This is a genomic window from Streptomyces cavernicola (assembly GCF_029968035.1).
Lineage (GTDB): Bacteria > Actinomycetota > Actinomycetes > Streptomycetales > Streptomycetaceae > Streptomyces > Streptomyces cavernicola.
Genome location: NZ_JASCIQ010000010.1, coordinates 177,866 through 200,889, shown reverse-complemented (window position 1 = coordinate 200,889; position 23,024 = coordinate 177,866). Strand labels below are relative to the sequence as shown.

The window sequence follows — 23,024 nt, the reverse complement described above, 5'->3', positions numbered from 1 at the left end:
CCTCAACGAATAAGACTTAAGGGGTCAGACAAAAGTGGCAGCGGAGATCGTCAACCCTCGCAGCGACGCCGGTGCGGAGGGCGCGGAAGAGCCCTTCGATCCCGCCTTCGCGTTGCACCGTGGCGGCAAGATGGCTGTTCAGGCCACCGTGCCGGTGCGTGACAAGGACGACCTGTCCCTCGCGTACACGCCTGGCGTGGCCAAGGTGTGCAGCGCCATCGCCGAGCAGCCCGAGCTCGTGGACGACTACACGTGGAAGTCCAACGTCGTCGCCGTCGTCACCGACGGCACGGCCGTGCTCGGACTCGGCGACATCGGTCCGGAAGCCTCCCTCCCCGTGATGGAGGGCAAGGCCATTCTCTTCAAGCAGTTCGGCGGCGTGGACGCCGTCCCGATCGCCCTCGCGACCACCAGCGTCGATGAAATCGTCGACACCGTGGTCCGGCTCGCCCCGTCCTTCGGCGGCGTGAACCTGGAGGACATCTCGGCGCCCCGCTGCTTCGAGATCGAGGACCGCCTCAAGGAGGCCCTCGACATTCCCGTCTTCCACGACGACCAGCACGGCACGGCGGTCGTCACGCTCGCCGCGCTGCGCAACGCCGCGAAGCTCACCGACCGGACCCTCGGCGACCTGCGCGCCGTGATCTCCGGCGCGGGCGCGGCCGGCGTCGCCATCGCCAAGTTCCTCCTGGAGGCGGGCATCGGCGACGTGGCGGTGGCGGACCGCAAGGGCATCGTCAGCAAGGACCGGGAGGACCTCACCCCGGTCAAGCGCGAGCTCGCGGAGATCACCAACAAGGCGGGCATCACCGGCACGCTCGAGACCGCCCTCGCGGGCGCGGACGTGTTCATCGGCGTCTCCGGCGGTACGGTCCCGGAGCCCGCGGTGGCCTCCATGGCGGAGAACTCCTTCGTGTTCGCCATGGCCAACCCGAACCCCGAGGTGCACCCCGACGTCGCGCACAAGTACGCGGCGGTCGTGGCCACCGGGCGCTCGGACTACCCGAACCAGATCAACAACGTGCTCGCGTTCCCCGGCATCTTCGCCGGCGCGCTGCAGGTGCGGGCCTCGCAGATCACCGAGGGCATGAAGATCGCGGCGGCCGACGCGCTCGCCGAGGTCGTCGGTGACGAGCTGTCCGCGGAGTACGTGATCCCGTCGCCGTTCGACGAGCGGGTGGCGCCGGCCGTCACCGCTGCGGTCGCGGCTGCGGCTCGTGCGGAGGGTGTCGCCCGCCGCTGAGCGTGTGGGGGTGGACGGGGTTTGGCCCCGCCCCCCTTGTGCGGCGGGATCGGGGCTTCGCCCCGGGCCCGGCGTGGAGCCGGAACTGGTGCAAGGGCCCTGCCTGTTGGCGGGGCCCTTGCCCGTGTTCGGCCCTCTTGCACGGGCTGTTTTTTTGTGCCCCTCCCCGCCCCTTCCCGGCTGTGTCGGTTTGCGGCTGGCGCCCCGCGTGGCTGCGGCGCCTGTCTTTCGGCTGCTGCGCCGTCGTGGCTGGTCGCGCAGTTCCCCGCGCCCCTGTCGGGGCTGAATCCAGCCCCTCCGGCGTTTGAGGAGTGGGGGTCTGGGGGCGGAGCCCTCAGTTGCGGGGGTCACACCGTGGCGTGGTTCCGGTGCGGGCCGTGCCGCAATATCGTCGGCGGCATGTTCGCCGCCTATGCCGCCCGTATCGACCGTGACCAGCCGCTCAACGGCCTCGAGTTGGGGGAGCGCCCGGCCCCCGAGGCACGCCCCGGCTGGACGACCGTCAACGTCAAGGCCGCCTCCCTCAACCACCACGACCTCTGGTCCCTGCAGGGCGTCGGCCTCGCGGAGGACAAGCTTCCGATGATCCTGGGCTGCGACGCCGCCGGGGTCGACGCCGAGGGCAACGAGGTCGTGCTGCACTCCGTCATCGGCCAGTCCGGGCACGGCGTCGGCCCGGACGAGCCCCGCTCGATCCTGACCGAGCGCTATCAGGGCACGTTCGCCGAGCAGGTCTCCGTCCCGACGTGGAACGTGCTGCCCAAGCCCAAGGAGCTCAGCTTCGCCGAGGCCGCCTGTCTGCCCACGGCGTGGCTGACCGCGTACCGCATGCTGTTCACCAACGCCGGTGTGCGGCCCGGGGATTCGGTGCTCGTGCAGGGCGCGGGCGGCGGCGTGGCCACGGCCGCGATCGTCCTCGGCAAGGCCGCCGGCCTGAAGGTCTTCGCCACCAGCCGCGACGAGGCCAAGCGCAAGCGGGCCCTGGAGCTGGGCGCGGTGGAGGCCGTGGAGTCGGGCGCGCGGCTGCCGCAGCGGGTGGACGCGGTGATCGAGACGGTCGGCGCGGCCACCTGGTCGCACTCCGTGAAGTCCCTCAAGCCCGGCGGCACCCTTGTGATCTCCGGTGCGACCAGCGGCGACCGGCCCTCGCACGCCGAGCTGACCCGGATCTTCTTCCTCGAACTGAAGGTCGTCGGCTCCACGATGGGTTCCAAGGACGAGTTGGAGGACCTGCTCGCGTTCTGCGCGAATACGGGGATCCGGCCGGTCATCGACGAGGAGCTTCCGTTGGACCGGGCGCGTGAGGGGTTCGAACGGATGGCGGGGGGTGGGCAGTTCGGCAAGATCGTGCTGACTGTCTGAGGTTGCTTTTTCCCCTACCCGCCCCTTCCCGCGGTATCCGATGTGCGGCTGTCGCCGCGTGGCCTCGCCGGACGGGCCTCCTCAAGCGCCGGAGGGGCTGGTTTTCAGGGGCGCGGGGAACTGCGCGACCAGCCACGACGGCGGGCCGGCCGAAGAACCGGCGGGGGCCGGGGCGCAGCCCCCGAAGCCGTCCGCAGGACTTTCGGGAAGGGGCGGGGAGGGGAAGAAGCCCGCCGGAGGCGTCAGCCTCCGTCGACCCCCCGCAGCACCGCCCCGATGTGCGCCGCCGCTGCGGACAAGTGGCGGCGGGCGTCGCGGAGTTGGGACTCGTTCACCCCGTTGTCGCGGGCCGCGTCGCGGATGTCGTCACGGAAGCGGTCCAGGAGGCGGTCCAGGTCGCGGGCCGGATCGCCGGTGGATTCCGCCCGCGCCCACTCCGGCTCGGCCGCCGCGCCAGTCTCGGTCTCGGTCTCGGGCTTCGGTTCCGCTGCGTCGGCCGGGCGGGGCTTGCCGAAGCGGCCGAACTCCTTGGTGATCTCGGCGAGGCCCTCCCGCAGCCCCGTCGGCCAGTCCCCGCGCGCGAAGTGGTCCTGCACCTGGTCCTGTACGCGATTCGCGATCCGCTGCACCTCGTCGCGCGCCTCGTCCTCGGCCTCCTTGGCCTGGCGGCGGGCGCGCTGTGCCTCCTCGCGGGCGCGGCGCGACTCGTCCTTGGCGCGGCGGGCCTGCTCCTTCCACTCCTGCTTGACGCGGCGCAGCTCCTCCTTCGCCGCCCGCCAGGCTTCGGGCTCGGGCTCGGCCTGGGCAGACGCACCGGACGCACCGGACGTGCCGTGTCCGCGCCGGGTCGCGCTCGCCGCCGCCCGCATCTCGCGCCGCAGCTCGCCGGCCGCGCCCCGGACGTCGTCCCGGATCTCGGCGGCGAGCTCGGCGACGGAATCGCGGATCTCCAGCTCCAGGTCGGCCAACTCGCCGCTGCGGTGGGCCAGTTCGGCGCGGCCCGCGTCGGTGATCGAGTAGACCTTGCGGCCGCCCTCGGTGGCGTGTGTGACCAGGCCTTCGGCCTCCAGCTTGGCCAGGCGCGGGTAGACGGTGCCCGCCGAGGGCGCGTACAGGCCCTGGAAGCGTTCCTCCAGGAGCCGGATCACCTCGTAGCCGTGGCGCGGCGCCTCGTCGAGGAGCTTCAGGAGGTAGAGGCGCAGGCGGCCGTGGGCGAAGACGGGGGGCATGTCAGAGCACCTTCCCGGTCGTGCTGTCACCGGCGGGCGGGGTGTCCGCCGGGGGCGTGTCCGAAGGAGGATTCTTCCCGTCCGCTTGTGTCCGCGGTGCGCCGGGGGTGCCGTCGCCCGCCTCGCGCGTCTCGCCCGCCTCGCCCGCCTCCTTCTCCTCGTACGTCTCCTCGTACGTGCTCTCGTACGTCTTCTCCTGTGGCTCCTCCTGTGGCTCCGGTTGGGGGCGGCGCAGGAGGGCGATGGCGCCGGAGACGGTCGTGGCCTTGAGGGCGCCCGTGCCCGCGCCGAGCCGGCCGGTGATCCTCTTGGCGCCCCACTCGCCGCCGACCCGCAGGTCCTCGAAGGCGTTGGAGACGGCACCGCTCGTGGTGTCCGCCTCGACCACGGCGTCCGCCGGGTGCGGAAGGCGGATCGCGATCTCGCCGGAGACGCTGGTGAGCCGGATGTCCGTGGCGCCGCGTGCCGTCGTGCCGCCTTCCGTGGCGCCGCCTCCCGTCGCGCCGCTCGCCGCGTCGGCGTCCACGTCCACGATCATGTCGCCGCTGACCGAGTCCGCCTTCACCGACGGCCCGGCCGCGACCACGGTCAGGTCCCCGGAGACCGAGGTGAACCTCAAGTCCCCGGTCACGGCCTGCACTTCGACGTTCCCGGTGACGGTCTCCGCCCGTACGTCGCCGGAGAGGCCGACGAGGGTGGTCTCGCCGTGCACGCCCCTGACGCTCGTCCGCCCGGCGATCCCGGACACGGTGGCGGTCGCGCGGACCGTGCCCACCTCGACCGCCGTGCCCGACGGCACCGCGAGCGAGACCACCGCATGCCGCCGCCACCCCTTGGGGTCCAGCCACTTGAGGAAGCCCTTCCAGGGCAGGTCCTCGTACGCGACGCTGAGCGCGCCGTCCTTCAGCGTCACACGCAGCGGCGGCCCGTCCAGCTCGGACACCTCAAGGCGGGCCGCGTCCTCGTCGGTGCCCACCACGTTCACGGTGCCGTTGACGAGGCGTACGTGCAGTGAACGCACCGGATCGCCGAAAACGGACTTCTGCGGTTCGGCGATCTCCCAGCCGGTCTCCGCCATGCTGCTGACCTCCCTCAGGCGTACGCGTGACACACGGACGTGCGCGTAACACACGATATATCGCGGTTGTGACGCGTCAAGGGTGGGCGAGTCTCCGATGCTGGAGGGAGGCTTGGTCTCCAGGGGTGGGGCATACCAGGGCTTGTACGGGCAAATTGCCCTAGCGTGGATCTGTGTCATCCCCGCCCGAGCTGCCCCAAGCACCCGGCGCGCTGCTGTTCTGCCGTGCCGCGTCCGTCGACGTCCGCCCCGTCGCCGGGCTCCTGCGCGAGCGCTTCCACCTCGCCCCGGCCGGACCGGAGTGGAGCGTTCTGGTGCCCGACGGCGTCCCGTGGGCCCGGGAGGACGAGCCCGTCGACCGGGTCCTCGCGGGCTGGGCGACCGCGCTCGCCGTCGGCGCGGGCCGGCCGGTGCTCGCGCTGTGGTGGGACGCGGACCGCAGCGGCTACACGCTCGCCTCGGGCTTCCACCGCAGCGTCGGCTACGTGTGGCTCGCCGACGGCACCCCGGTGGGCGAGGACGAAGCGATGCGTACGTTCGCCTCCCGGCTCGGCCTCGACCCCGTACTCGACATGCAGTCGCTCGAACCGCTGACCCGGGCCGATCCGGCGGCCGGCGCCGACGACCGGCTGCGCGGCCTCCTCGCGCTCCTCGGCCGTGCCGGACTCGCCGCGCCCCCGGGCCTCGCTCCGGGCGCGAGCGCGGAAACTCTGCGCTCGGCGGTGCGCGCGCTCCCGGACGCCGAGGCCGTCGAGTGGCCCGGCTTCCGCGAGGCCGTACGCGCCGAACTCGCCCCCGACGGCGGCACGTTGATCGCCCGCGCCCTGGCCGCGACCCAGCTCGCGACGGGCCTCCCGCTCACGCTCTGGGGCCTACGGCGCCACAGTGCCGCCCTGACGACAGCGGGCGCGCTGCTGCTGGTCCACGGCGCCCTGGCCCTCGTACGGGAAATGCAGCGCCCCCTCGACTAGCGCGGCCCCTGGCCTGCCCCTCGACTAGCGCGGTCCCTGGCCTGCCCCTCGACTAGCGCGGTCCCTGGCCTGCCCCTCGACTAGCGCGGTCCCTGGCCTGCCCCTCGACCAGCGCGGTCCTTGGCCTGCCCCTCGACCAGCGCGGCCCCTGGTCCGGACCCGGACGGCGGCTACTCGTCGTCCGGACCCGGACGGCGGCTACTCGTCCTCGTCCTCGTCGTCCAGGCGGGCCAGCCACGTGGCGAGGCGCTCGACCGGCACCTCGAAGTCCGGGTTCAGGTCGACGAACGTCCGCAGCTGCTCGGCGAGCCACTCGAAGGTGACCTCTTCCTCGCCGCGCCGCTTCTCCAGCTCTTCGATGCCTCGGTCGGTGAAGTACATGTGCTTGCTGCTCCTGTCGCCACGCCCAAGCGGCGCCGGTGGTGGTGCGGGTCTCCGGGGCCTCGGGGAAGGCCTGGGAACCCCGTCCACTTTACCGAGCCCGCCCTGACCGATCGGATCGAGCCAGCCCCTGACCGGCCGGAACGGAGTTATCCACAGGGGTCGCCCGCAACCGGCCCGGTGGCTAACCTCGTCGTAGATCAAGAGCCGGTGCTGCCAAGGGAGTTGGCGGGAGCACCGGCAGGTCGAGGCTGCGTACGGACGGGGGCGTCATGGCGGACAGCGTGTGGACGGACGAAACGGCGGGGGAGCAGGACGGGGCGATCCCGGCGGACGCCCTGCCCCAGGGCGTGTGGCCCATCACCCTGCCCGGCGGCGCGGGGCAGATCATGGCCCGGGTCACGCCCACGGATCTGTACGAGGACCAGGACATCGGCGTGCTCGACAACGCGGGCGCGAGGCTGGAGCAGCTCGGCGAGCTGATCAAGGGCGTGGGCACCTCCGTGCTCGATGCGGCGAAGGAGGTGGCCCCGGACGAGGCCGCCATCACCTTCGGCGTCGAGCTGAGCACGAAGTCGGGCCGGGCGTTCGCGATTCTCGCCGAGGGGGAGGCGAAGGCGTCCGTGCAGGTCACCCTCACCTGGCACCTCGGCGGAGCCGATGCCTGACCTTTCGGCGGCCCTCACACAGTTGATCGAGGCCGCCACCGTCCAGATCCATGCACCGAGGAACATCCCCGCACCGAGGAACGGGGCCGAGGGGGCCGGCGGAGCCAACGGGGTCGATGGGGCGCAGTCCAAGGGGAGTAACGGGGCGCAGTCCAAGGGGAGCAACGGGGCGCAGTCCAAGGGCGCGGCGGCCAAGGTGAGCACTCGACTTCTCGGGACGGGGTTCTTCGTCGCGCCCGGCTGGATCCTCACCTGCGCGCATGTGGTTCTCCCGCAACCGGCCCAGGCTCAGGCCCAGGCCCAGCTCCAGGGCGGGCGCTTCGGCGTCACGGGTGCGGTGGTCGGCGCGAGCACGCCGGCCGAGGCGCGACTGGAGCAGACGCTCTGGCCGGCCGGCAAGGCGGGCAAGATCCCCTTCGAGCAGGACCTCGCCCTGCTGCGCCTGGAGGACGAGGACCTCGCCGGACGGCACGAGTGCGTCTGGATCGCCGACTGGGCGGGAAGCCCCCTCGGTGACGAGCGACTCGTCCTCGGCTACCACCCCGGCGAATCCGGCGACGCACGGATGCGCCAGGTCCTTGCCAGGATCAACGTGGCGGACGGCGGCGAGCGGCGGTTCGAGCCGATGGCGCAGTTCAAGTCCGGTCTGTCCGGCTCCTCGGTGGCCGCCCCGGAGGCCGGCGCCGTCGTCGGTGTGATGAAGGCACGCCAGGAGGGGTACGGCGGCGCGGCCATCGACATCACGGCGATGCGCGGCTTCCGCGAGCTGTACGCGGACGTCGCCGCCGCCCACGACATCTGGCACCACGAGCGCCGCGACCGGCCGGGCAGCTGGGTGGCGCTGCAGGAGGAGGCGGCGCGCGCCGCAGGCCGCAGCGGTGCGCCGGACCTCTGGTCGCCGACGGACCGGTCCACGGCCCTCTACCACCTCGCGCGCCTGCGCCGGGACCTGCCCAAGGGCACGGAGAGCGAGAAGCCCGGCGAGATCGACGTGCTCGTGCGGCAGGCGAAGCGGCGGCGCTGGCTCTCCAACTCCCACCCCGCGCCGCAGAGTTGGCGCGACGGCCACGGCGAGCTGTACGACGGCGCCCGCCCCCTCGAAGCCGAGGTCTTCCTGCGCTATCTGCGCCGGGTGACCGAGTACGCCGAGTCCACCGGGCTCGACACCGGCGAGCTGGCGCACTGGCTGGACGAACGGGAGGAGCAGCTCCCCGGAAGGCGGCGGCCGGTGCCGCTCCCGCGTCCGGAGCCCGCGCCGGACCACGGGCACATGGGCGGCGGGAGCGGCCCGACCGGACACGCACACCCCGGACCCGAGGTGCAGGCGGTGCACGTGCGGCCGCCGGAGACCGCCGTCGAACCGGTGGCGTACCCCCACCCGGGCAGCGAGCGGTCCATCGTCGTCCTGGAGCTCGAAGAGGTGCTCGGCGAGCAGGAGCGCCGCTTCTACTGGACGGTGCGCATCGACCACGCCGACGATGACGACGCCCCGCTCGACGACAACGAGGCCGGTCCGGGCGCGCTCTACCGCGACCTGGTGCACGAAGTGGGCGGCGCCCTGACCCGCGCCTTCGAGCTGGCGGACCTCGGCGGCTCGCCCGCACCGCTCGAAGTGGCCCTGCAGCACGACCACTTCGACGAGCCGGTGCACCAGTGGCAGCTCAACAACACCGTCCCGCTGCACCAGGACCTCGCCAAGGAGCCGCTGGGCGTGCACCGGCCCGTGGTCGTGCGCAGTCTGATGCGGCTGCGCGAGCTGGACCCGGAGCGCAGCGACCGCCGGGGCAGCCGCTGGCGCGACCTGCACGCCGCCGAGCGGATCAGTGCCGTGCGGCTGCCGCCCGCGGGCAAACCCCTGGGCAGAGCGGCCGAGCGGATCGCACCCGGCGAGGTGCCCACGCTGTGCAGGTCGGCCGGCGACCCGGTCGGCGCGGAGGCGCTCGGCGCGGTCATCGACCAGGACCACGGCATCGCGCTGTGGCACGGCGTGGGCCACGAGCGCAGCCCCTGCAGCGACGCCTGCACGGCCCTGCACGAACAGCTGGACGACATCTGCGGATCCTGTCGTACGGCCGACGAACTGCCGCATGCCGTCTGGCAGTTGCGGCGCGACATCGCGCACGGCGCCGGACCGAACCCGGCCGCGGCGCTCGCGCTGCTCTACGACCGGCCGGTCGACGACGCACCCGTACCACTGGACTCGCCGTCATGAACACCGGAGACGCAGGGCTCGACTTCAGCCACATCGCTGCGCGCGCGGTATGGCTTGAAACAGTCATTTTCGGCGGCCGCTGCGGGTACATTTCCAGGGGCCCGTTGTGGGCGGGGGCCACCCTCGTCGGCCGGCGCGCGGCAAGCCATCGAACGCTGACGAGGAGCGAGCCATGAGCGACTGGCTGATCTTCAGGGGGACGGGGGAGCCCGCCCGGAACCGCATCGCCGACCTGCCCGAAGCGCCGCACTGGCGCCGCTTCGACGGCACGCCGCCGCCCGCGGAACAGGACCGCGCCCCGGACATCGACCACTCCTCCCTGCGCCGCCTCGGCGACAACCCGATGCTCCGCATCCAGGACGACCGCACCCTCCAACTCATCAACGCGGCCCTCTACTTGCGGCGACCGCTCCTCGTCACCGGGGCCCCCGGCTCCGGCAAGAGCACGCTCGCGCACGCGGTCGCGCACGAGCTGGGGCTCGGCCGCGTGCTGCAGTGGCCCGTCGTCAGCCGCACGGAACTGAAGGACGGCCTGTACGCCTACGACGCGATCGGCCGGCTCCAGGACACCCAGCTCGACGCGCACACCGCGGGGCCGCGACGGCCCCGTGCCGCGCTCACCCGGGGACGCCCCAAGAGCGACATCGGGCGGTACATCAGGCTGGGCCCGCTCGGCACCGCGCTGCTGCCCAGCAGGCAGCCGCGCGTGCTGCTCATCGACGAGCTGGACAAGAGCGACATCGACCTGCCGGGCGACCTCCTCAACGTCGTCGAGGAAGGCGAGTTCGCGATCCCCGAACTGGAGCGCATCGCCGGTCGCGACGGCCGGGACGAGGTGACCGTGCTCAGCGACGACGGCCGGCCGGTCACCGTGACCGGCGGCAGAGTGCGCTGCCACGCCTTCCCGTTCATCGTGATGACCAGCAACGGCGAGCGCGAGTTCCCGCCCGCGCTGCTGCGCCGCTGCATCCACCTGAACCTCGAACCGCCCAAGGGCGAGCGCCTCGCGGCCATGGTCCAGGCCCACTTCGGCGAGCAGGCGGACGAGACGCACAGCGATGTCTTCAGCCTCTTCACCCGGGACAGCGGCGGCGCGCACCGGCCCACCGACCAGCTGCTCAACGCCATCTTCCTCACCCAACACGCGGCCGGGCAGGAGGACTCGGCGCGCCGGGCGGAGATCGCCCGACTCCTGATCGGCTCCCCCGACCAAGAGCCCAGGCGCTAGCCGTCATGCCCGTCGAGCCCCCGCCCGTCGAGCCGGCGCCCTCCGATCCGCTGACGCTTCTCGTGTCCCGGCTGCGGGACGTGGGCGTGGAGCCGGACCCGGAGGAGCTCGCCGACGCCCTGTGGCTCGCCCAGTGGGTGCCCGACACCACGGTCCGCGGCCCGGACACGGGCACCGTGACGGACGTACCGCCGCTGCCGGAGCCGCAGCAGACCCCGGTGCGCCCCGCGGGCAAGGCGGCCCCGGCGGCGCAGTTGCGGGCGCCGACGGGCGAGGGAAGGCAGCGCACCCCGGCCGGGGCCGTCGAGCTGACGGTGCCGGGCGCGGACGGCGAGCGTGTGCCTGCGAACGCCGTCCCGGTCTGGGTGCCCACCGCGGTCACGTTCCCCGACCCGCAGTCCCTGCAGCGCGCGCTGAGCCCGTTGCGCAGATTCCGCACGGCGGGCCGCGGAGCCCACAGCGTGCTCGACGAGCGGGCCACGGCGGAGCGGACCGCCGACACCGGCCTGATGCTGCCGATCCTGCGCCCGTCCCGGCGCCGTGAGGCACGGCTGCGCCTGGTCATGGACGTCTCCACATCCATGGTCGTCTGGGAGGACGCCTTCGCGGAGCTGCGGGAGATCTGCGAGCGGGCCGGCGCCTTCCGCGAGGTCCGCCCGCACTTCCTGCGCGAGGGCCCGGACGGCGCGCCCGCCCTCGCCACCGCGGCGACGGGCGGCGCAGCTCTGCGTCCCGCCGCGGAGCTCCGCGACCCCACCGGCCACCAGGTGATCCTCGTCTTCAGCGACTGCGTGGGCCCGATGTGGCGGGACGGCGGCATGCAACGGCTGCTGCACGGCTTGGCGCGGAACAGCCCGGTCGCGGTGGTCCAGCCCCTGCCGCAGCGCCACTGGCGCAGGACACACCTCCCCGCCGACGAGGGTGAGTTACGCCGCTGCGAAGGGGCCGCGGGCAGGCTGGAGTTCAGGTCCGCGCGCGGGGCCGGGCTCCCGCCGGAGGGGGCCCTCGCGGTGCCGATCATCGCGCCCCGGCCGGGACCGCTCGGCTCCTGGGTGCACCTGGTGGGCGGCGGCACGGAGCAGCGGCTGCGCGCGGCGGCCGGCTGGGTGCGGGCCGACCATCCCGCGTCCGCGTCCGCGCGCGGCACCGACCGGGTCGTACCGCCGCGCGACCGGGTGCGGGCGTTCGTGCGCACCGCCTCGGCGTCGGCGGTCCGCCTCGTCGGCCATCTGGCGGCCGCGCCCCTGGTGCTGCCCGTGATGCGCCTCGTGCAGCGGGCGATGCTCCCCGGCAGCGGGCCCGAGGTGCTCGCCGAGGTGCTGGTCGGCGGGCTGCTGCGGCGCGCACCTGACGTCGAGGGGCTGCACGCCTACGAGTTCGCCGAAGGAGTGCGGGCGGAGCTGCTGCGCCGCAGCGAGGAGAGCGACCTGCACCTGGTCCTGAAGCACTGCTCCCGCTACGTGGAGCACAGATACGGCAGAACGGCGCGGAACTTCCCGGCCCTTGCGGCGGCCCACCTGGAGGGACGCGGGGCCGCCGACCACGCGAGCCCGCTCCTCGGGGCGGACGGCGTGCCACAGGACCCGATGCTCAGGGCGTTCGCGCGGGTCTCGGCGGAGGTGATGGGACGCTTCGGGGCCGGACCGACCGTGCCCCTGGTCCCGGGGGTGACGGGCACCGAGGAAACGGGCACCACGCCCGCTCAACTCCTCGAACGCGCCCGGAGGTTGGCGAAGGAGTTCGAGGAGAACGGCTCGCCCCAGGTCCTCGACGACGCCGCGGAGCTGTTCCGGCATCTGCGGGCGGACTCAGGCTTCGAGGGTGCCGATGTCGCGCGCATCGAGCTGGGGGACGTACTGCTGCAGCGCTGGCTCGGCGGACGCCGCCCCGGCGATCTCCTTGAGGCGTACGACTGCGTCCGGGCGGATGCGGAGGACCATCCCGTGGCCGCGTTGACGTACGCGCGGGTGCTGGAAGCGATGGCTGACGAGGAGCTGCGCTCGGGGCCCGGGTCCGCGGTGCTGCCGGGCGAGGTGCGCGGTGAGGTCGCTCAACTCGCCGCAGGGGAACCTGAGTTGGCGAACCTTCATCGACTGCGGGCCGCCCTGGCCGTGCTGCGGTTGCTGGAGCGTGAGGACGCCACGCTGGTCGCCGCGTTCGAGCGGCTCGCGCCGAGCGTCGATGCGGGGTCGGAGGTGCTGCTGCGCACCTTGGGTGTGCAGCGCGTCGGGGCGCTGCGCCGCCTCGCCCTGGTCGCCGCGCAGGCCACCCGGCTCACGGGGCAGGACGAGGGTGCGGTGGACGCGGCGTTCGGCGGGCTCATGGCGCGCTGCGTGGAGTGGTTGGACGAGCTGGTGCTGAGGCTGGAGCAGGTCTCGGGCCCCCAGCCCGACCCCGACCTGCTGCTCGGACTTGAGCTGTCCGACCTGCATCTGCTGCGCGGGCTCGGCCTGCTCGACCTGGCGCGCCGGGACGCGGGGCGCGGTCCCCAGCCGCGCCCCCCGGACCTTCGGGACCCGCGGCAGCAGCGGGAGCTGGCGGGGCGTGCGGTCGTGGACCTGGAGCGCGTGCTGGCTCCGCGGGCGGGTGCGTCGGGTGCGTCGGGCACGTCGGGCTTGCTGGGTGCGAACATCGAGGCCGGTGAACTGGCCGTGCGCTGGCTGGACTTGGCCGAGGCGCACGAGCTCACCGTCGACCCGGCGGAATCGTTGCTCGACCCGCTGATCGCCGGCCTCGCGGCGCTCGACCAGGCGATCGAGACCTCAGTGGACCCCCGGCAACTGAGCACGGCCCTGGCGAACCGGGCGTTCCACCTCTGGCGCTACGGCCACCTGCTCGGCCCGCAGGACAGCCTCGCCCAGGCCGTCGCCGACCTGGACAGAGCCCTGGAGCTGGTCCCTGAGGACGCCGGGCTGCACACACTGCTCGGCCAGCTCCTGCTGGACGCCGACGGAGTCCCTCCCGGGCGGTACGGCGTCGTGGGCCACCGCGAAGCCGAGGAAAACGAGGAAGACGAGGAAAACGAGTCTCCCGGACAACTGGACCGCTGTGTCCGCGCGTTCCGGGCCGCCCTCGATCTCACCGCCGCCAGCGACCCCGAAGCGCCCCGCCGGCACCTGCTCTTCGCCGTGTCCCTGATCTCCCGGTACCGCCACGGCGAGGCCCTCTCGGACCTGCATGAAGCGGACTGGGCCCTCGGCGTGGCCATGCGAGAGGGGGACGACGAGATCGTCGCGTACGCCGCGCTGCACCGAGGCCGCGTCGCCGACGCGCTCGCCCGCCGCACGGGAGCCCACCGCTACCGCGTGACGGCCGCCGACCACTACCGCCGCTGCGTGGAGGAGGCCGAGCAGCTGGGCTTCGCGACGCTGGCCGTGGAGGCGCGGATCGAGCGCTCCGGCCAGCTCATGGCCACGGCGGGCCGAGCCGCGGCCGTGAACGAACTGGAGCGCGCCCACCGCAAGTTGACGGCTCTCGATGCCGGCGCGGGCACCACGGCGGACGACGCGGACTCCGGCGAACGGTCCCGCCTGCACGCCCGCGTCGAGCACGAGCTGCGCACCCTGATCACGGCGGCGGACCAGACGGCCCCGGACCAGACCGCCGCGGACCAGACGGCCGAGGCGGAGCGGCAGGGCTCTCGCCCGGCGGACGCGGACGAGGTGGCCCAGGCGTCCCGCTCGGCGGAGCCGGAGCGCCAGACGCCTCGCCCGGCTGACGCGGACGAGCAGGCCGCCCGCCCGGCAGAAGCGGACGAGCAGGCCGCCCGCCCGGCGGACGCGGACCAGCAGCCGCCCCACCCGGCAGGCGCCGACCAGCAGACCCCCGCACCCCCGGGCTCCCGCCCCCCGGATTTCCGCCCCCCGGACTCCCGTCCTCCGGACTCCCGCCCATGAACACTCCCGCTCAGGGGGACTCCGCGGACATACCCCTGCCCGTCTTCCCGCGCCCCGCCCCCGGCTCGGTCCGCCACCCGGTCCTCGCCGCCGTCCTGGTCGAGATCGGGGAGCGGGAGGCCTCCGGTGAGGCCGGGCTCGCGTACTACTCGGATGCGGCGGACCCCAAGTGAGCAGGCCCGACAGTCCCAGGGGCGAGCCGCGCAGCAGGCCTCAGCCGGGCCGACCCGAAGCGCACGAGCACGAGCACAAGCACGAACAAGAGCCCCAAACACCCACCGGCTTCCGTCAGTTCGTCCTCAAAGTGCACAGCCGCTGCAACCTCGCCTGCACCTACTGCTACATCTACACCGGCCCCGACGGCAGTTGGCGTGAGCGCCCGCATCGTATTCCCGAGGCCACCGTCCGCCAGGTCGCGTACCGCATCGCCGAGCACACCGCCGCGCACCGCATCGGCCGCATCCGGCTGGACCTGCACGGAGGCGAACCGCTGCTCGCCGGCCCCGGGTTCCTCGTCGCGTACGCCGATAGGGTCCGTGCCGCCGTACGGGAGGCGGCGCCGGGCGCGCGGGTCGACGTCACCGTGCAGACCAACGGCACCCTGCTCACCCCGGCGGTCCTCGACCGGTTCGCCGCCGCCGGGATCCGCGTCGGCCTCAGCCTCGACGGAGGCTCCGCGGACCTGAACGCCCGCAGGGTCGACCACGCGGGCCGCCCGTCCTGGCCGGCCGTCCGGCGCGCCGCCGGACTCCTCGCGGCACGACCCGAGACGTACGCGGGCCTGCTCAGCACCATCGACCCGGTCACCGACCCGCGCGAGGTGTACCGCTCGCTGCGCCGGCTCGGCCCGCCCGCGCTCGACTTCCTGCTCCCGCACGCCCACTGGGCCGCAGCGGCCCCCGGTCGGCACCGGCCGAGCCCCACCCCGTACGCGGACTGGCTGATCGGCGCGTTCGAGCAGTGGTGGGCCGACCGGGAGCCGGGCCGGCCGCGGCTTCGGCTGTTCAGCGAGATCCTGGCGCTGCTGCTCGGCGCGGAGAGCGCCACCGAGGCCGTCGGGACCTCCCCGCTCGCCGTGGTCGTGGTCGACACGGACGGCGCCGTCGAACAGGTCGACGCGCTCAAGTCCGCCTACGACGGGGCGCCCGCCACCGGCCTCGACGTGTTCCGCAACTCCTTCGACGAGGCCCTGCGCCACCCCGGGATCGCCGCCCGCAGGCAGGGGCTGCGCGCGCTCGCCGAGGAGTGCCTGGCCTGCCCGGTCGTGCGGGTCTGCGGTGGCGGCAACTACGCCCACCGCTACTCCGCCCGCACCGGCGGCTTCCGGCACCCCAGCGTGTACTGCGCCGACCTGGAACGCCTCATCCGCCACCTCGCCGACCGCCTCGCCGGCGAACTGGAAAGGCGCACCCGCAGCCGTACCCGCGACGGCCCGTCCGGCCCGCCCGGCGTCCACTCGGCGCAAGGCGCCCTAACTGACGTACGTTTACCGGTAGTTGACGAAGAGTGACGTAACCTCCCGAAGAGACACGGAGGAGGAGGCCCTCCCGAATGACCGCTCCCACCCCGCCCCAGCACCTCGCCCTCGTCCACGCGGGCCAGTCCGCCCACTGGGCCGCCTGGATGAGCGAGCGGCTTGCCAGGTCGGGCGCCGAGACCAGCTCGGTGCTCTGGGACCCGCTGCGCCGGCGCCCGGACGCCGAGGACCTCGACCGGATCACGACCGTGCCCGGCCCGATCGTCCTCGTCCTCGACGACTGGTTCCTGCGGGTGGACCACCGGCGGCCCGACGTGTGGGTCGACCTCGTGCGCGAGCTCGCGCCGGACGTCCGCGAGCGCCTCGTCATGGTCACCGTGACCGCGTCGCCGGTGCCCGAAGGCCTCGCCGAGCTCGGGCCGGTCATCGAGCTGCGCGGCCTCGCGCCCGAGGCCGCCGAGGCCCGGCTGCTCGACGCCCTCGGCCTCGCCCCGGAGTCGGGCCGGCCCGTCGACCTCGCCCGCGGCCGCTTCCCCGACACCACCTGGAGGGCCAGGAACACGCCCCGCCGCAACGCCCGCTTCACCGGCCGCGAGCAGGCACTCGCCGAGCTGCACGGCAAGTTCACCGAGGGCGGCGAGGGCGCGCGGGTCGCGCTGCACGGCGTCCACGGAGTCGGCAAGACCGCCACTGCCATCGAGTTCGTGCACCGGCACGCCGCCGAGTACGACACCGTGTGGTGGGTCAGGGCGACCAAACGCGCCACCGCCCGCGAGGGCTTCGCCGAGCTCGCCGACCGGCTCGACCTGCTCGTGGACACCGGGGACGTGCTGCGCGGCCGGATCGAAGCGGTCAAGCGGGAGCTGGCGGAGCGGCGCGGCTGGCTGATCGTGCTCGACGGGGCCGAGGACCCCGAGGAGCTCGCCGCGGTGCTGCCCGACGGCCCGGGGCATCTCCTGATCACCACGACCAGCACGACCTGGGGCGGGGCCGGCGCGGAACTCGTGGAGCTGCCGCCCTTCGAGCGGGACGAGTCGGTGGCCTTCGCCTGCCTGCGGACCAAGCGGCTCCGGAAGGACGCCGCGGCCGAACTCGCCGACGCCGTCGAGGACATGCCCCTGCTCCTCGCCCAGACCGCGGCCTGGCTGGACACCAACTCCACCGCCGACGTCGACGAATACGTACGCGAGATCCGCGAGGGCGACCCGCACGCCGCCCAGGTGGCGACGGACGGCGACGACCGTACGTTCCAGATGGCCTGGAGCATCACCCTCAACACCCTGCGCGACAAGCACCCGCACGCGTACGAACTCCTCTGCCTCCTGGTGTTCTTCTCCCCGGACGCCGTGCCCGTGCGCCTGCTGCGCACCGCGCGTGCGGCCGACCTGCCGGACCACCTGGCGGCGCTCGTCGCCGAGCCGAGCAGCTGGAACGGCACCCTGCGCAGACTCTCCGAGGCCACCTCGATGCGCCTGGAGTACGACAAGGGCCCCTACCTGGACACCCAGATCGTCTCCGCGCTGCAGATGCACCGCCTCTTCCACCGCTTCGTACGCGTCCAACTCACCGAGCAGCAGCAGACGGAGGCCTCCGGCATCGCCTGCCAGGTGCTGGTCTCGGCCGACCCGCGCGAGCCCGGCCAGGCCGGCAACTGGGCGCGGTACGCGGAGCTGATCCCGCACCTGGAGGAGGCCGGCGCCCTCGCCTCCGCCTCACCCGACGTCCGCACCCTCGTCCTCAACTGCATCGAATACCTGCGCGTCCGCGGCGAGTACAAGGAGGGCGTCCGGCTCGGCCGCGCCACCGTGGACGCCTGGACGCCGCAGTCCGGCCCCACCGACCCGCAGGTGCTCGTCGCGACCCACCAACTCATGGTCATGGAACGCCGGTTGGGGAACTACGCGGCGGCGGAGCGCCTCGGCCGCAAGGTCCTGGCAGCCGTGACCGCAAGCCCCGAGCAGGGGCCGATCCAGGTGGTGCGCGCCAAGAACGGCCTCGCGGGCACCCTGATGGCCCTCGGCCTCTACGAGGAGGCGCGCACCCTCCTCGCCGAGGCGGCCGCCCAGTCCGCCGAGGCCCTCGGTGACGAGGGCGTGCCGCGCACCCTGGCCACGCGCGGCAACCTGGCCATCGCCCTCGGCCTGACCGGCCGCTACCAGGAGTCGTACGAACTGCACCGCGGCGTCCTGAAGTCCAGCATCGAACTCCTCGGCGGCAGAAGCCAGTCCACCCTCCACGCCGGCCTGCACACGGCCTGGATGCTCCGCCTCCTCGGGCGGTACGAGGAAGCCCTCGCCATCCAGGAGCAGAACAGCAACCTGCACTCCCAGGTCCTCGACAAGAACCACAGCCAGAGCCTGCTCTCGCAGCACAACCTGGCCCTGTGCCGGCGCCGCGAGGGCGACATCGGCTTCGCCCGGGTGATGATGCGCTCGGTCCTCGACCGCTTCTCCCGCCGCCGCGGACCCAGCCACCCCGAGACGCTGATGGTCAGCTCGGACTACGCGATGCTGCTGCGGGACAACGGCGACCTCGACGAGGCCCGGGAGCTGGCCGAGAGCACCCTCGGCCGGTACCGGCTGCTGCTCGGCGAGCACCACCCGTACACGGCGGGCCTGTTGGACAACTGCGCGCTGATCCAGCGCTGCCAGGGCGACCACGACGGGGCCCGGCCGCGCGCCGAGGAGGCCCGGCAACGGATGGAGCGGGCCCTCGGCCGACGGCATGTCTGGTCCATCGGCTGCGCGATGAACGGCGCCTCCGCGCGGGCGGCCACCGGCGACCTGCCCGGCGCGGTCGAGCTCGGCCGGGACGCCCTCGACCGGGCCCGCGCCGAGATCGGCGAGCGGCATGTGCTGTCCCTGAACCTGGCGGCGGGCCTGGCCCAGGACCTGCGCGCGAGCGGCGCCGCCGAGGAGGCCGAGCAGGTGCACCGGGAGGCGCTCACCGTCCTGGAGGAGAACCTCTACGACAAGCACCGGCAGGTGCGCTACATGTTCGAAGGCCGCCGCCCGTACTGGGACTTCGAGCCGCAGACCATCTGACGCGACACCTCGCGGCCATCGCGACACCTCGCGGCAACGCGATCGGGCCGCACCCCCGGCAAGGGGTGCGGCCCGACTCACGTACTGCTCACTGCCTACCGCTCAGTGCGGCGTCACGCGTCGAAGACCTCCGCGACGAGCGCCTCCTGCTCGGCCTGGTGGCGCTTGGCCGAGCCGACCGCCGGGGACGAGCCGTGCGGCCGCGAGATGCGGCGCAGGCGCTCACCGTGCGGGACGTCGGCGCCGACGGCCAGGTCCAGGTGGTCGATCAGGTTGAGCGCGATGAACGGCCAGGCACCCTGGTTCGCCGGCTCCTCCTGGGCCCACAGGTACTTCTCGGCGTTCGGGAACTTGGCGATCTCCTCCTGGAGCTCCGCACCCGGCAGCGGGTACAGACGCTCGATGCGGATGATCGCCGTGTCCGTGGCGCCGCGCTTCTGCCGCTCGGCCTCCAGGTCGTAGTAGACCTTGCCAGCGCAGAAGACGACCTTGCGGACCGCGGCCGGGTCGACCGACTCGTCGCCGATGACGGGGCGGAAGCCGCCCGTCGTGAACTCCTCCGCCTTCGAGGCCGCGGCCTTCAGGCGCAGCATCGACTTCGGGGTGAAGACGATCAGCGGCTTGTGGTGCGGGTTGTGCACCTGCCACCGCAGGAGGTGGAAGTAGTTCGACGGCAGCGTCGGCATGGCGACCGTCATGTTGTTCTGCGCGCACAGCTGCAGGAACCGCTCCGGGCGTGCGGACGAGTGGTCCGGGCCCTGGCCCTCGTAGCCGTGCGGCAGGAGCAGGGTGACGCCGGAGTGCTGGCCCCACTTCTGCTCGGCGGAGGTGATGAACTCGTCGACGACGGTCTGCGCGCCGTTGACGAAGTCACCGAACTGCGCCTCCCACATCACGAGCGCCTCGGGACGGGCCAGCGAGTAGCCGTACTCGAAGCCCATCGCCGCGTACTCGGAGAGCAGCGAGTCGTAGACGTTGTACCGGGCCTGGTCCTCGGAGAGGTACAGGAGCGGCGTGAAGTCGTCGCCGGTCTCGCGGTCGATGAGGACCGCGTGGCGCTGGCCGAAGGTGCCGCGGCGGGAGTCCTGGCCCGCGAGGCGGACCGGGGTGCCTTCCAGGAGCAGCGAACCGATGGCCAGGGTCTCGCCCATGCCCCAGTCGATGGTGTCGTCCTCGACCATGGACGCGCGGCGCTGCAGCTGCGGCAGCAGCCGCGGGTGCACGGTGACGCGGTCGGGGATGTTGACCTGGGACTCGGCGATCCGCTTGACGACCTCCTGCGAGACGGCCGTCTTGACCGCGACCGGGAACTCGGCCTCGGCGCCCGGGACTTCGCCCGGAGCGGACTGCTGGGTGGCCTCGCGGACCTCGGTGAAGACCTTCTCCAGCTGGCCCTGGTAGTCCTGCAGCGCCTGCTCGGCCTCTTCGAGGGTGATGTCGCCGCGACCGATGAGGGACTCGGTGTAGAGCTTGCGCACCGAGCGCTTCTTGTCGATCAGGTCGTACATCAGCGGCTGCGTGAACGCCGGGTTGTCCGACTCGTTGTGCCCGCGGCGGCGGTAGCAGATGAGGTCGATGACCACGTCCTTGTTGAACGCCTGCCGGAACTCGAAGGCAAGGCGCGCGACGCGGACGACGGCCTCGGGGTCGTCGCCGTTGACGTGGAAGATCGGGGCCTCGATCATCCGCGCCACGTCGGTCGAGTACATGGAGGAGCGCGAGGACTCGGGCGCCGCCGTGAAGCCGACCTGGTTGTTGATGACGACGTGCACGGTGCCGCCGGTGCGGTAGCCGCGCAGCTGCGACATGTTCAGGGTCTCGGCCACGACGCCCTGGCCCGCGAAGGCCGCGTCGCCGTGGATCGCCACCGGCAGGACCGTGAAGTCCGTGCCGCCCTTGTTGATGATGTCCTGCTTGGCGCGGGCGATGCCCTCCAGGACCGGGTCGACCGCCTCCAGGTGGGAGGGGTTCGCGGCGAGCGAGACCTTGATCTGCTCGCCGTCGAGACCGGTGAAGGTGCCCTCGGCGCCCAGGTGGTACTTCACGTCGCCGGAGCCGTGCATCGACTTCGGGTCGAGGTTGCCCTCGAACTCGCGGAAGATCTGCGCGTACGACTTGCCGACGATGTTGGCGAGGACGTTCAGGCGGCCGCGGTGGGCCATGCCGATGACGACCTCGTCCAGGCGCGACTCGGCGGCCGAGTCGATGACCGCGTCGAGCAGCGGGATGACGGACTCGCCGCCCTCCAGGGAGAACCGCTTCTGGCCGACGTACTTGGTCTGCAGGAACGTCTCGAAGGCCTCGGCGGCGTTCAGCCGGCGCAGGATGCGCAGCTGCTCCTCGCGCTCCGGCTTGTTGCGCGGTCGCTCGATGCGGTCCTGCAGCCACTTGCGCTGCTTCGGGTCCTGGATGTGCATGAACTCGACGCCGGTGGTGCGGCAGTACGACTCACGCAGCACGCCGAGGATGTCGCGGAGCTTCATCATCGACTGACCGGCGAACCCGCCGACCGCGAACTCCCGCTCCAGGTCCCACAGGGTGAGGCCGTGCTCGGTGATGTCCAGGTCAGGGTGCTTGCGCTGGCGGTACTCCAGCGGGTCGGTGTCGGCCATGACGTGGCCGCGGACCCGGTAGGAGTGGATCAGCTCGAAGACGCGGGCGGCCTTCGTGACGTCGTCGTCGTGCGACGCGTCGATGTCCTTGAGCCAGCGGACCGGCTCGTAGGGGATGCGCAGCGACTTGAAGATGTCGTCGTAGAAACCCTCCTCGCCGAGGAGGAAGTTGGCCACGATGCGCAGGAACTCGCCGGAGGCGGCGCCCTGGATGACCCGGTGGTCGTAGGTCGACGTGAGCGTCATGACCTTCGAGATGCCGAGCTTGTTCAGGGTGTCCTGGGAGGTGCCCTGGAACTCCGCCGGGTAGTCCATGGAGCCGACGCCCATGATGACCGACTGGCCGGGCATCAGGCGCGGCACGGAGTGGACGGTGCCGAGGCCGCCGGGGTTGGTCAGCGAGACCGTGACACCGGTGAAGTCGTCCATGCCGAGCTTGCCGTTGCGGGCGCGCCGGACGATGTCCTCGTAGGCCTGCCAGAACTCGAAGAAGTTCAGGGTCTCGGCCTTCTTGATGCCCGCGACCACGAGCTGGCGGTCGCCGTTGGGCTTGACCAGGTCGATGGCGAGGCCGAAGTTGATGTGCTCCGGCTTGACCAGGGTGGGCTTGCCGTCCTTCTCCGCGAAGGAGTGGTTCATCGACGGCATGGCCTTGATGGCCTGCACCATCGCGTACCCGATGAGGTGGGTGAAGGAGATCTTCCCGCCCCGGGCGCGCTTCAGGTGGTTGTTGATGACGATGCGGTTGTCGAAGAGCAGCTTCACCGGGACCGCGCGCACGGACGTGGCCGTGGGGACCTCGATGGAGGCGTTCATGTTCTTCGCGACGGCGGCGGCGGGGCCGCGCAGCGTGACCAGCTCGGGGCCCGCGGGGGCCTCGGCGGCCGGCTCGGCCTTCTTCGGCGCGGCAGCGGGCTTCGCGGCGGCGGGCGCGGCCGGGGCCGCGGGCTTCACCGGGGCGGGCGCTGCGGGGGCCGGCTTGACCGGGGCGTCCGCCGCGGGCTTCGCGGGGGCCGGGGTCTGCGTCGAAACGCCTGCGGGAGCGCTCGGCTTGGTGGGAGTCACCGCAGCCCCCGCGGCTGCGGTACCGGTGGCGGGAGCCTGCGTCGGCTGGGCCGGAGCGGCGGTGGCGCCCCCCGGCTTGTAGTCGGCGAAGAAGTCCCACCAGGCTCGGTCAACCGAGTTCGGGTCCTGGAGGTACTGCTGGTAGATCTCGTCGACGAGCCACTCGTTGGGACCGAAAGCAGCGGCAGGGTTCTTGCCCTGCCCCTCTTGGTCGGTCGTGGTGCTCGAGTTACTGGGGGACTGTGGCGACACGGCGGTAACCGCCCTCTTCCGCTTCACAAGGTGATGGACAGCGGGAATAAAGGCTACGCCTCCGTGGCCGAGAGGTGCAGACCGGGCGGGACTTTGGTCGCGTAAGTCACATTGGATCGCGTGTTTCGGGGCTGGAAATGGCGGGAAACAAGCGAGGTTCCGCTGCGGCAGGGCACGCGCGTCCGCGGCTGCGGCCCTGCTGCGGGCCGCACCCTTGCCTCGGAACGCGTCCTTCCTCGTGAACTCGTCGCGGAGATGTTCGCGGCGAGCCGAAGATTCGAAGAACCGGTGCGTCCGTTTCGAACC

At 72.7% G+C, this 23,024-nt stretch carries 14 protein-coding genes; 10 read left to right on the top strand and 4 right to left on the bottom strand.

Annotated features, from left to right (window positions below; all coding sequences use genetic code 11):
* Positions 1 to 34 precede the first annotated feature (34 nt).
* Positions 35 to 1,243, top strand: a complete 1,209-nt coding sequence (locus tag QIS96_RS12200; RefSeq protein WP_282542519.1) for an NAD(P)-dependent malic enzyme — start codon at positions 35 to 37, stop codon at positions 1,241 to 1,243.
* A gap of 399 nt (positions 1,244 to 1,642) precedes the next feature.
* On the top strand, positions 1,643 to 2,605 hold the full coding sequence (locus QIS96_RS12195; protein ID WP_282542518.1) for a zinc-binding dehydrogenase: 963 nt from the start codon (positions 1,643 to 1,645) through the stop codon (positions 2,603 to 2,605).
* Between the two features lie 242 nt (positions 2,606 to 2,847).
* Here QIS96_RS12195 and QIS96_RS12190 read toward each other — a convergent pair whose 3' ends face one another.
* On the bottom strand, positions 2,848 to 3,834 hold the full coding sequence (locus tag QIS96_RS12190; protein WP_282542517.1) for a helix-turn-helix transcriptional regulator: 987 nt from the start codon (positions 3,832 to 3,834) through the stop codon (positions 2,848 to 2,850).
* Position 3,835: 1 nt separating this feature from the next.
* Entirely contained in the window at positions 3,836 to 4,912 is a 1,077-nt protein-coding gene (locus tag QIS96_RS12185) for a DUF4097 family beta strand repeat-containing protein (RefSeq protein ID WP_282542516.1), read from the bottom strand.
* 173 nt (positions 4,913 to 5,085) lie between these two features.
* On the opposite strand from QIS96_RS12185, the gene QIS96_RS12180 reads away from it, so the two are divergent.
* Positions 5,086 to 5,883 carry a hypothetical protein gene (locus QIS96_RS12180; protein ID WP_282542515.1) on the top strand — a complete coding sequence of 266 codons (798 nt, stop codon included), beginning with the start codon at positions 5,086 to 5,088 and terminating at the stop codon, positions 5,881 to 5,883.
* A 198-nt stretch (positions 5,884 to 6,081) separates the two neighbouring features.
* Here the strand turns inward: QIS96_RS12180 and QIS96_RS12175 are convergent, their stop codons facing one another.
* Positions 6,082 to 6,264: a DUF6104 family protein gene (locus QIS96_RS12175; RefSeq protein WP_003961784.1), complete on the bottom strand. Its 183-nt coding sequence runs from the start codon at positions 6,262 to 6,264 to the stop codon at positions 6,082 to 6,084.
* Between the two features lie 272 nt (positions 6,265 to 6,536).
* On the opposite strand from QIS96_RS12175, the gene QIS96_RS12170 reads away from it, so the two are divergent.
* From QIS96_RS12170 to fxsT, 7 genes are all read left to right on the top strand, one after another.
* Positions 6,537 to 6,932 (top strand): CU044_2847 family protein, encoded by a 396-nt coding sequence (locus QIS96_RS12170; RefSeq protein ID WP_282542514.1) that lies wholly within the window; start codon positions 6,537 to 6,539, stop codon positions 6,930 to 6,932.
* Complete coding sequence (locus QIS96_RS12165; protein WP_282542513.1) at positions 6,925 to 9,144, top strand: VMAP-C domain-containing protein; 2,220 nt, start codon at positions 6,925 to 6,927, stop codon at positions 9,142 to 9,144. The genes QIS96_RS12170 and QIS96_RS12165 overlap by 8 nt, the downstream gene beginning before the upstream one ends.
* A 172-nt stretch (positions 9,145 to 9,316) precedes the next feature.
* Positions 9,317 to 10,372 carry an AAA family ATPase gene (locus tag QIS96_RS12160; protein ID WP_282542512.1) on the top strand — a complete coding sequence of 352 codons (1,056 nt, stop codon included), beginning with the start codon at positions 9,317 to 9,319 and terminating at the stop codon, positions 10,370 to 10,372.
* A gap of 5 nt (positions 10,373 to 10,377) precedes the next feature.
* On the top strand, positions 10,378 to 14,268 hold the full coding sequence (locus QIS96_RS12155; RefSeq protein ID WP_282542511.1) for an SAV_2336 N-terminal domain-related protein: 3,891 nt from the start codon (positions 10,378 to 10,380) through the stop codon (positions 14,266 to 14,268).
* Entirely contained in the window at positions 14,265 to 14,441 is a 177-nt protein-coding gene (locus tag QIS96_RS12150; RefSeq protein WP_282542510.1) for a hypothetical protein, read from the top strand. Before QIS96_RS12155 ends, QIS96_RS12150 begins: the two co-directional genes overlap by 4 nt.
* A gap of 131 nt (positions 14,442 to 14,572) precedes the next feature.
* The gene (locus QIS96_RS12145; protein ID WP_408907165.1) at positions 14,573 to 15,778 is read left to right on the top strand and encodes an FxsB family cyclophane-forming radical SAM/SPASM peptide maturase; all 1,206 of its coding nucleotides are present in this window, start codon (positions 14,573 to 14,575) and stop codon (positions 15,776 to 15,778) included.
* Positions 15,779 to 15,819: 41 nt separating this feature from the next.
* Positions 15,820 to 18,789 carry an FxSxx-COOH system tetratricopeptide repeat protein gene (gene fxsT / locus QIS96_RS12140; RefSeq protein WP_282542509.1) on the top strand — a complete coding sequence of 990 codons (2,970 nt, stop codon included), beginning with the start codon at positions 15,820 to 15,822 and terminating at the stop codon, positions 18,787 to 18,789.
* Positions 18,790 to 18,902: 113 nt separating this feature from the next.
* On the opposite strand, the gene QIS96_RS12135 is transcribed toward fxsT, so the two are convergent.
* The gene (locus QIS96_RS12135) at positions 18,903 to 22,718 is read right to left on the bottom strand and encodes a multifunctional oxoglutarate decarboxylase/oxoglutarate dehydrogenase thiamine pyrophosphate-binding subunit/dihydrolipoyllysine-residue succinyltransferase subunit (protein WP_282542508.1); all 3,816 of its coding nucleotides are present in this window, start codon (positions 22,716 to 22,718) and stop codon (positions 18,903 to 18,905) included.
* Positions 22,719 to 23,024 lie beyond the last annotated feature (306 nt).

Bases quoted from the DNA above. Each gene is read 5' to 3' on its own strand.
- QIS96_RS12185 (WP_282542516.1), bottom strand. From the start codon at position 4,912: ATGGCGGAGACCGGCTGGGAGATCGCCGAACCGCAGAAGTCCGTTTTC.
- QIS96_RS12195 (WP_282542518.1), top strand. From the start codon at position 1,643: ATGTTCGCCGCCTATGCCGCCCGTATCGACCGTGACCAGCCGCTCAAC.
- QIS96_RS12175 (WP_003961784.1), bottom strand. From the start codon at position 6,264: ATGTACTTCACCGACCGAGGCATCGAAGAGCTGGAGAAGCGGCGCGGC.
- fxsT (WP_282542509.1), top strand. From the start codon at position 15,820: ATGACCGCTCCCACCCCGCCCCAGCACCTCGCCCTCGTCCACGCGGGC.
- QIS96_RS12170 (WP_282542514.1), top strand. From the start codon at position 6,537: ATGGCGGACAGCGTGTGGACGGACGAAACGGCGGGGGAGCAGGACGGG.
- QIS96_RS12160 (WP_282542512.1), top strand. From the start codon at position 9,317: ATGAGCGACTGGCTGATCTTCAGGGGGACGGGGGAGCCCGCCCGGAAC.
- QIS96_RS12190 (WP_282542517.1), bottom strand. From the start codon at position 3,834: ATGCCCCCCGTCTTCGCCCACGGCCGCCTGCGCCTCTACCTCCTGAAG.
- QIS96_RS12165 (WP_282542513.1), top strand. From the start codon at position 6,925: ATGCCTGACCTTTCGGCGGCCCTCACACAGTTGATCGAGGCCGCCACC.
- QIS96_RS12155 (WP_282542511.1), top strand. From the start codon at position 10,378: ATGCCCGTCGAGCCCCCGCCCGTCGAGCCGGCGCCCTCCGATCCGCTG.
- QIS96_RS12150 (WP_282542510.1), top strand. From the start codon at position 14,265: ATGAACACTCCCGCTCAGGGGGACTCCGCGGACATACCCCTGCCCGTC.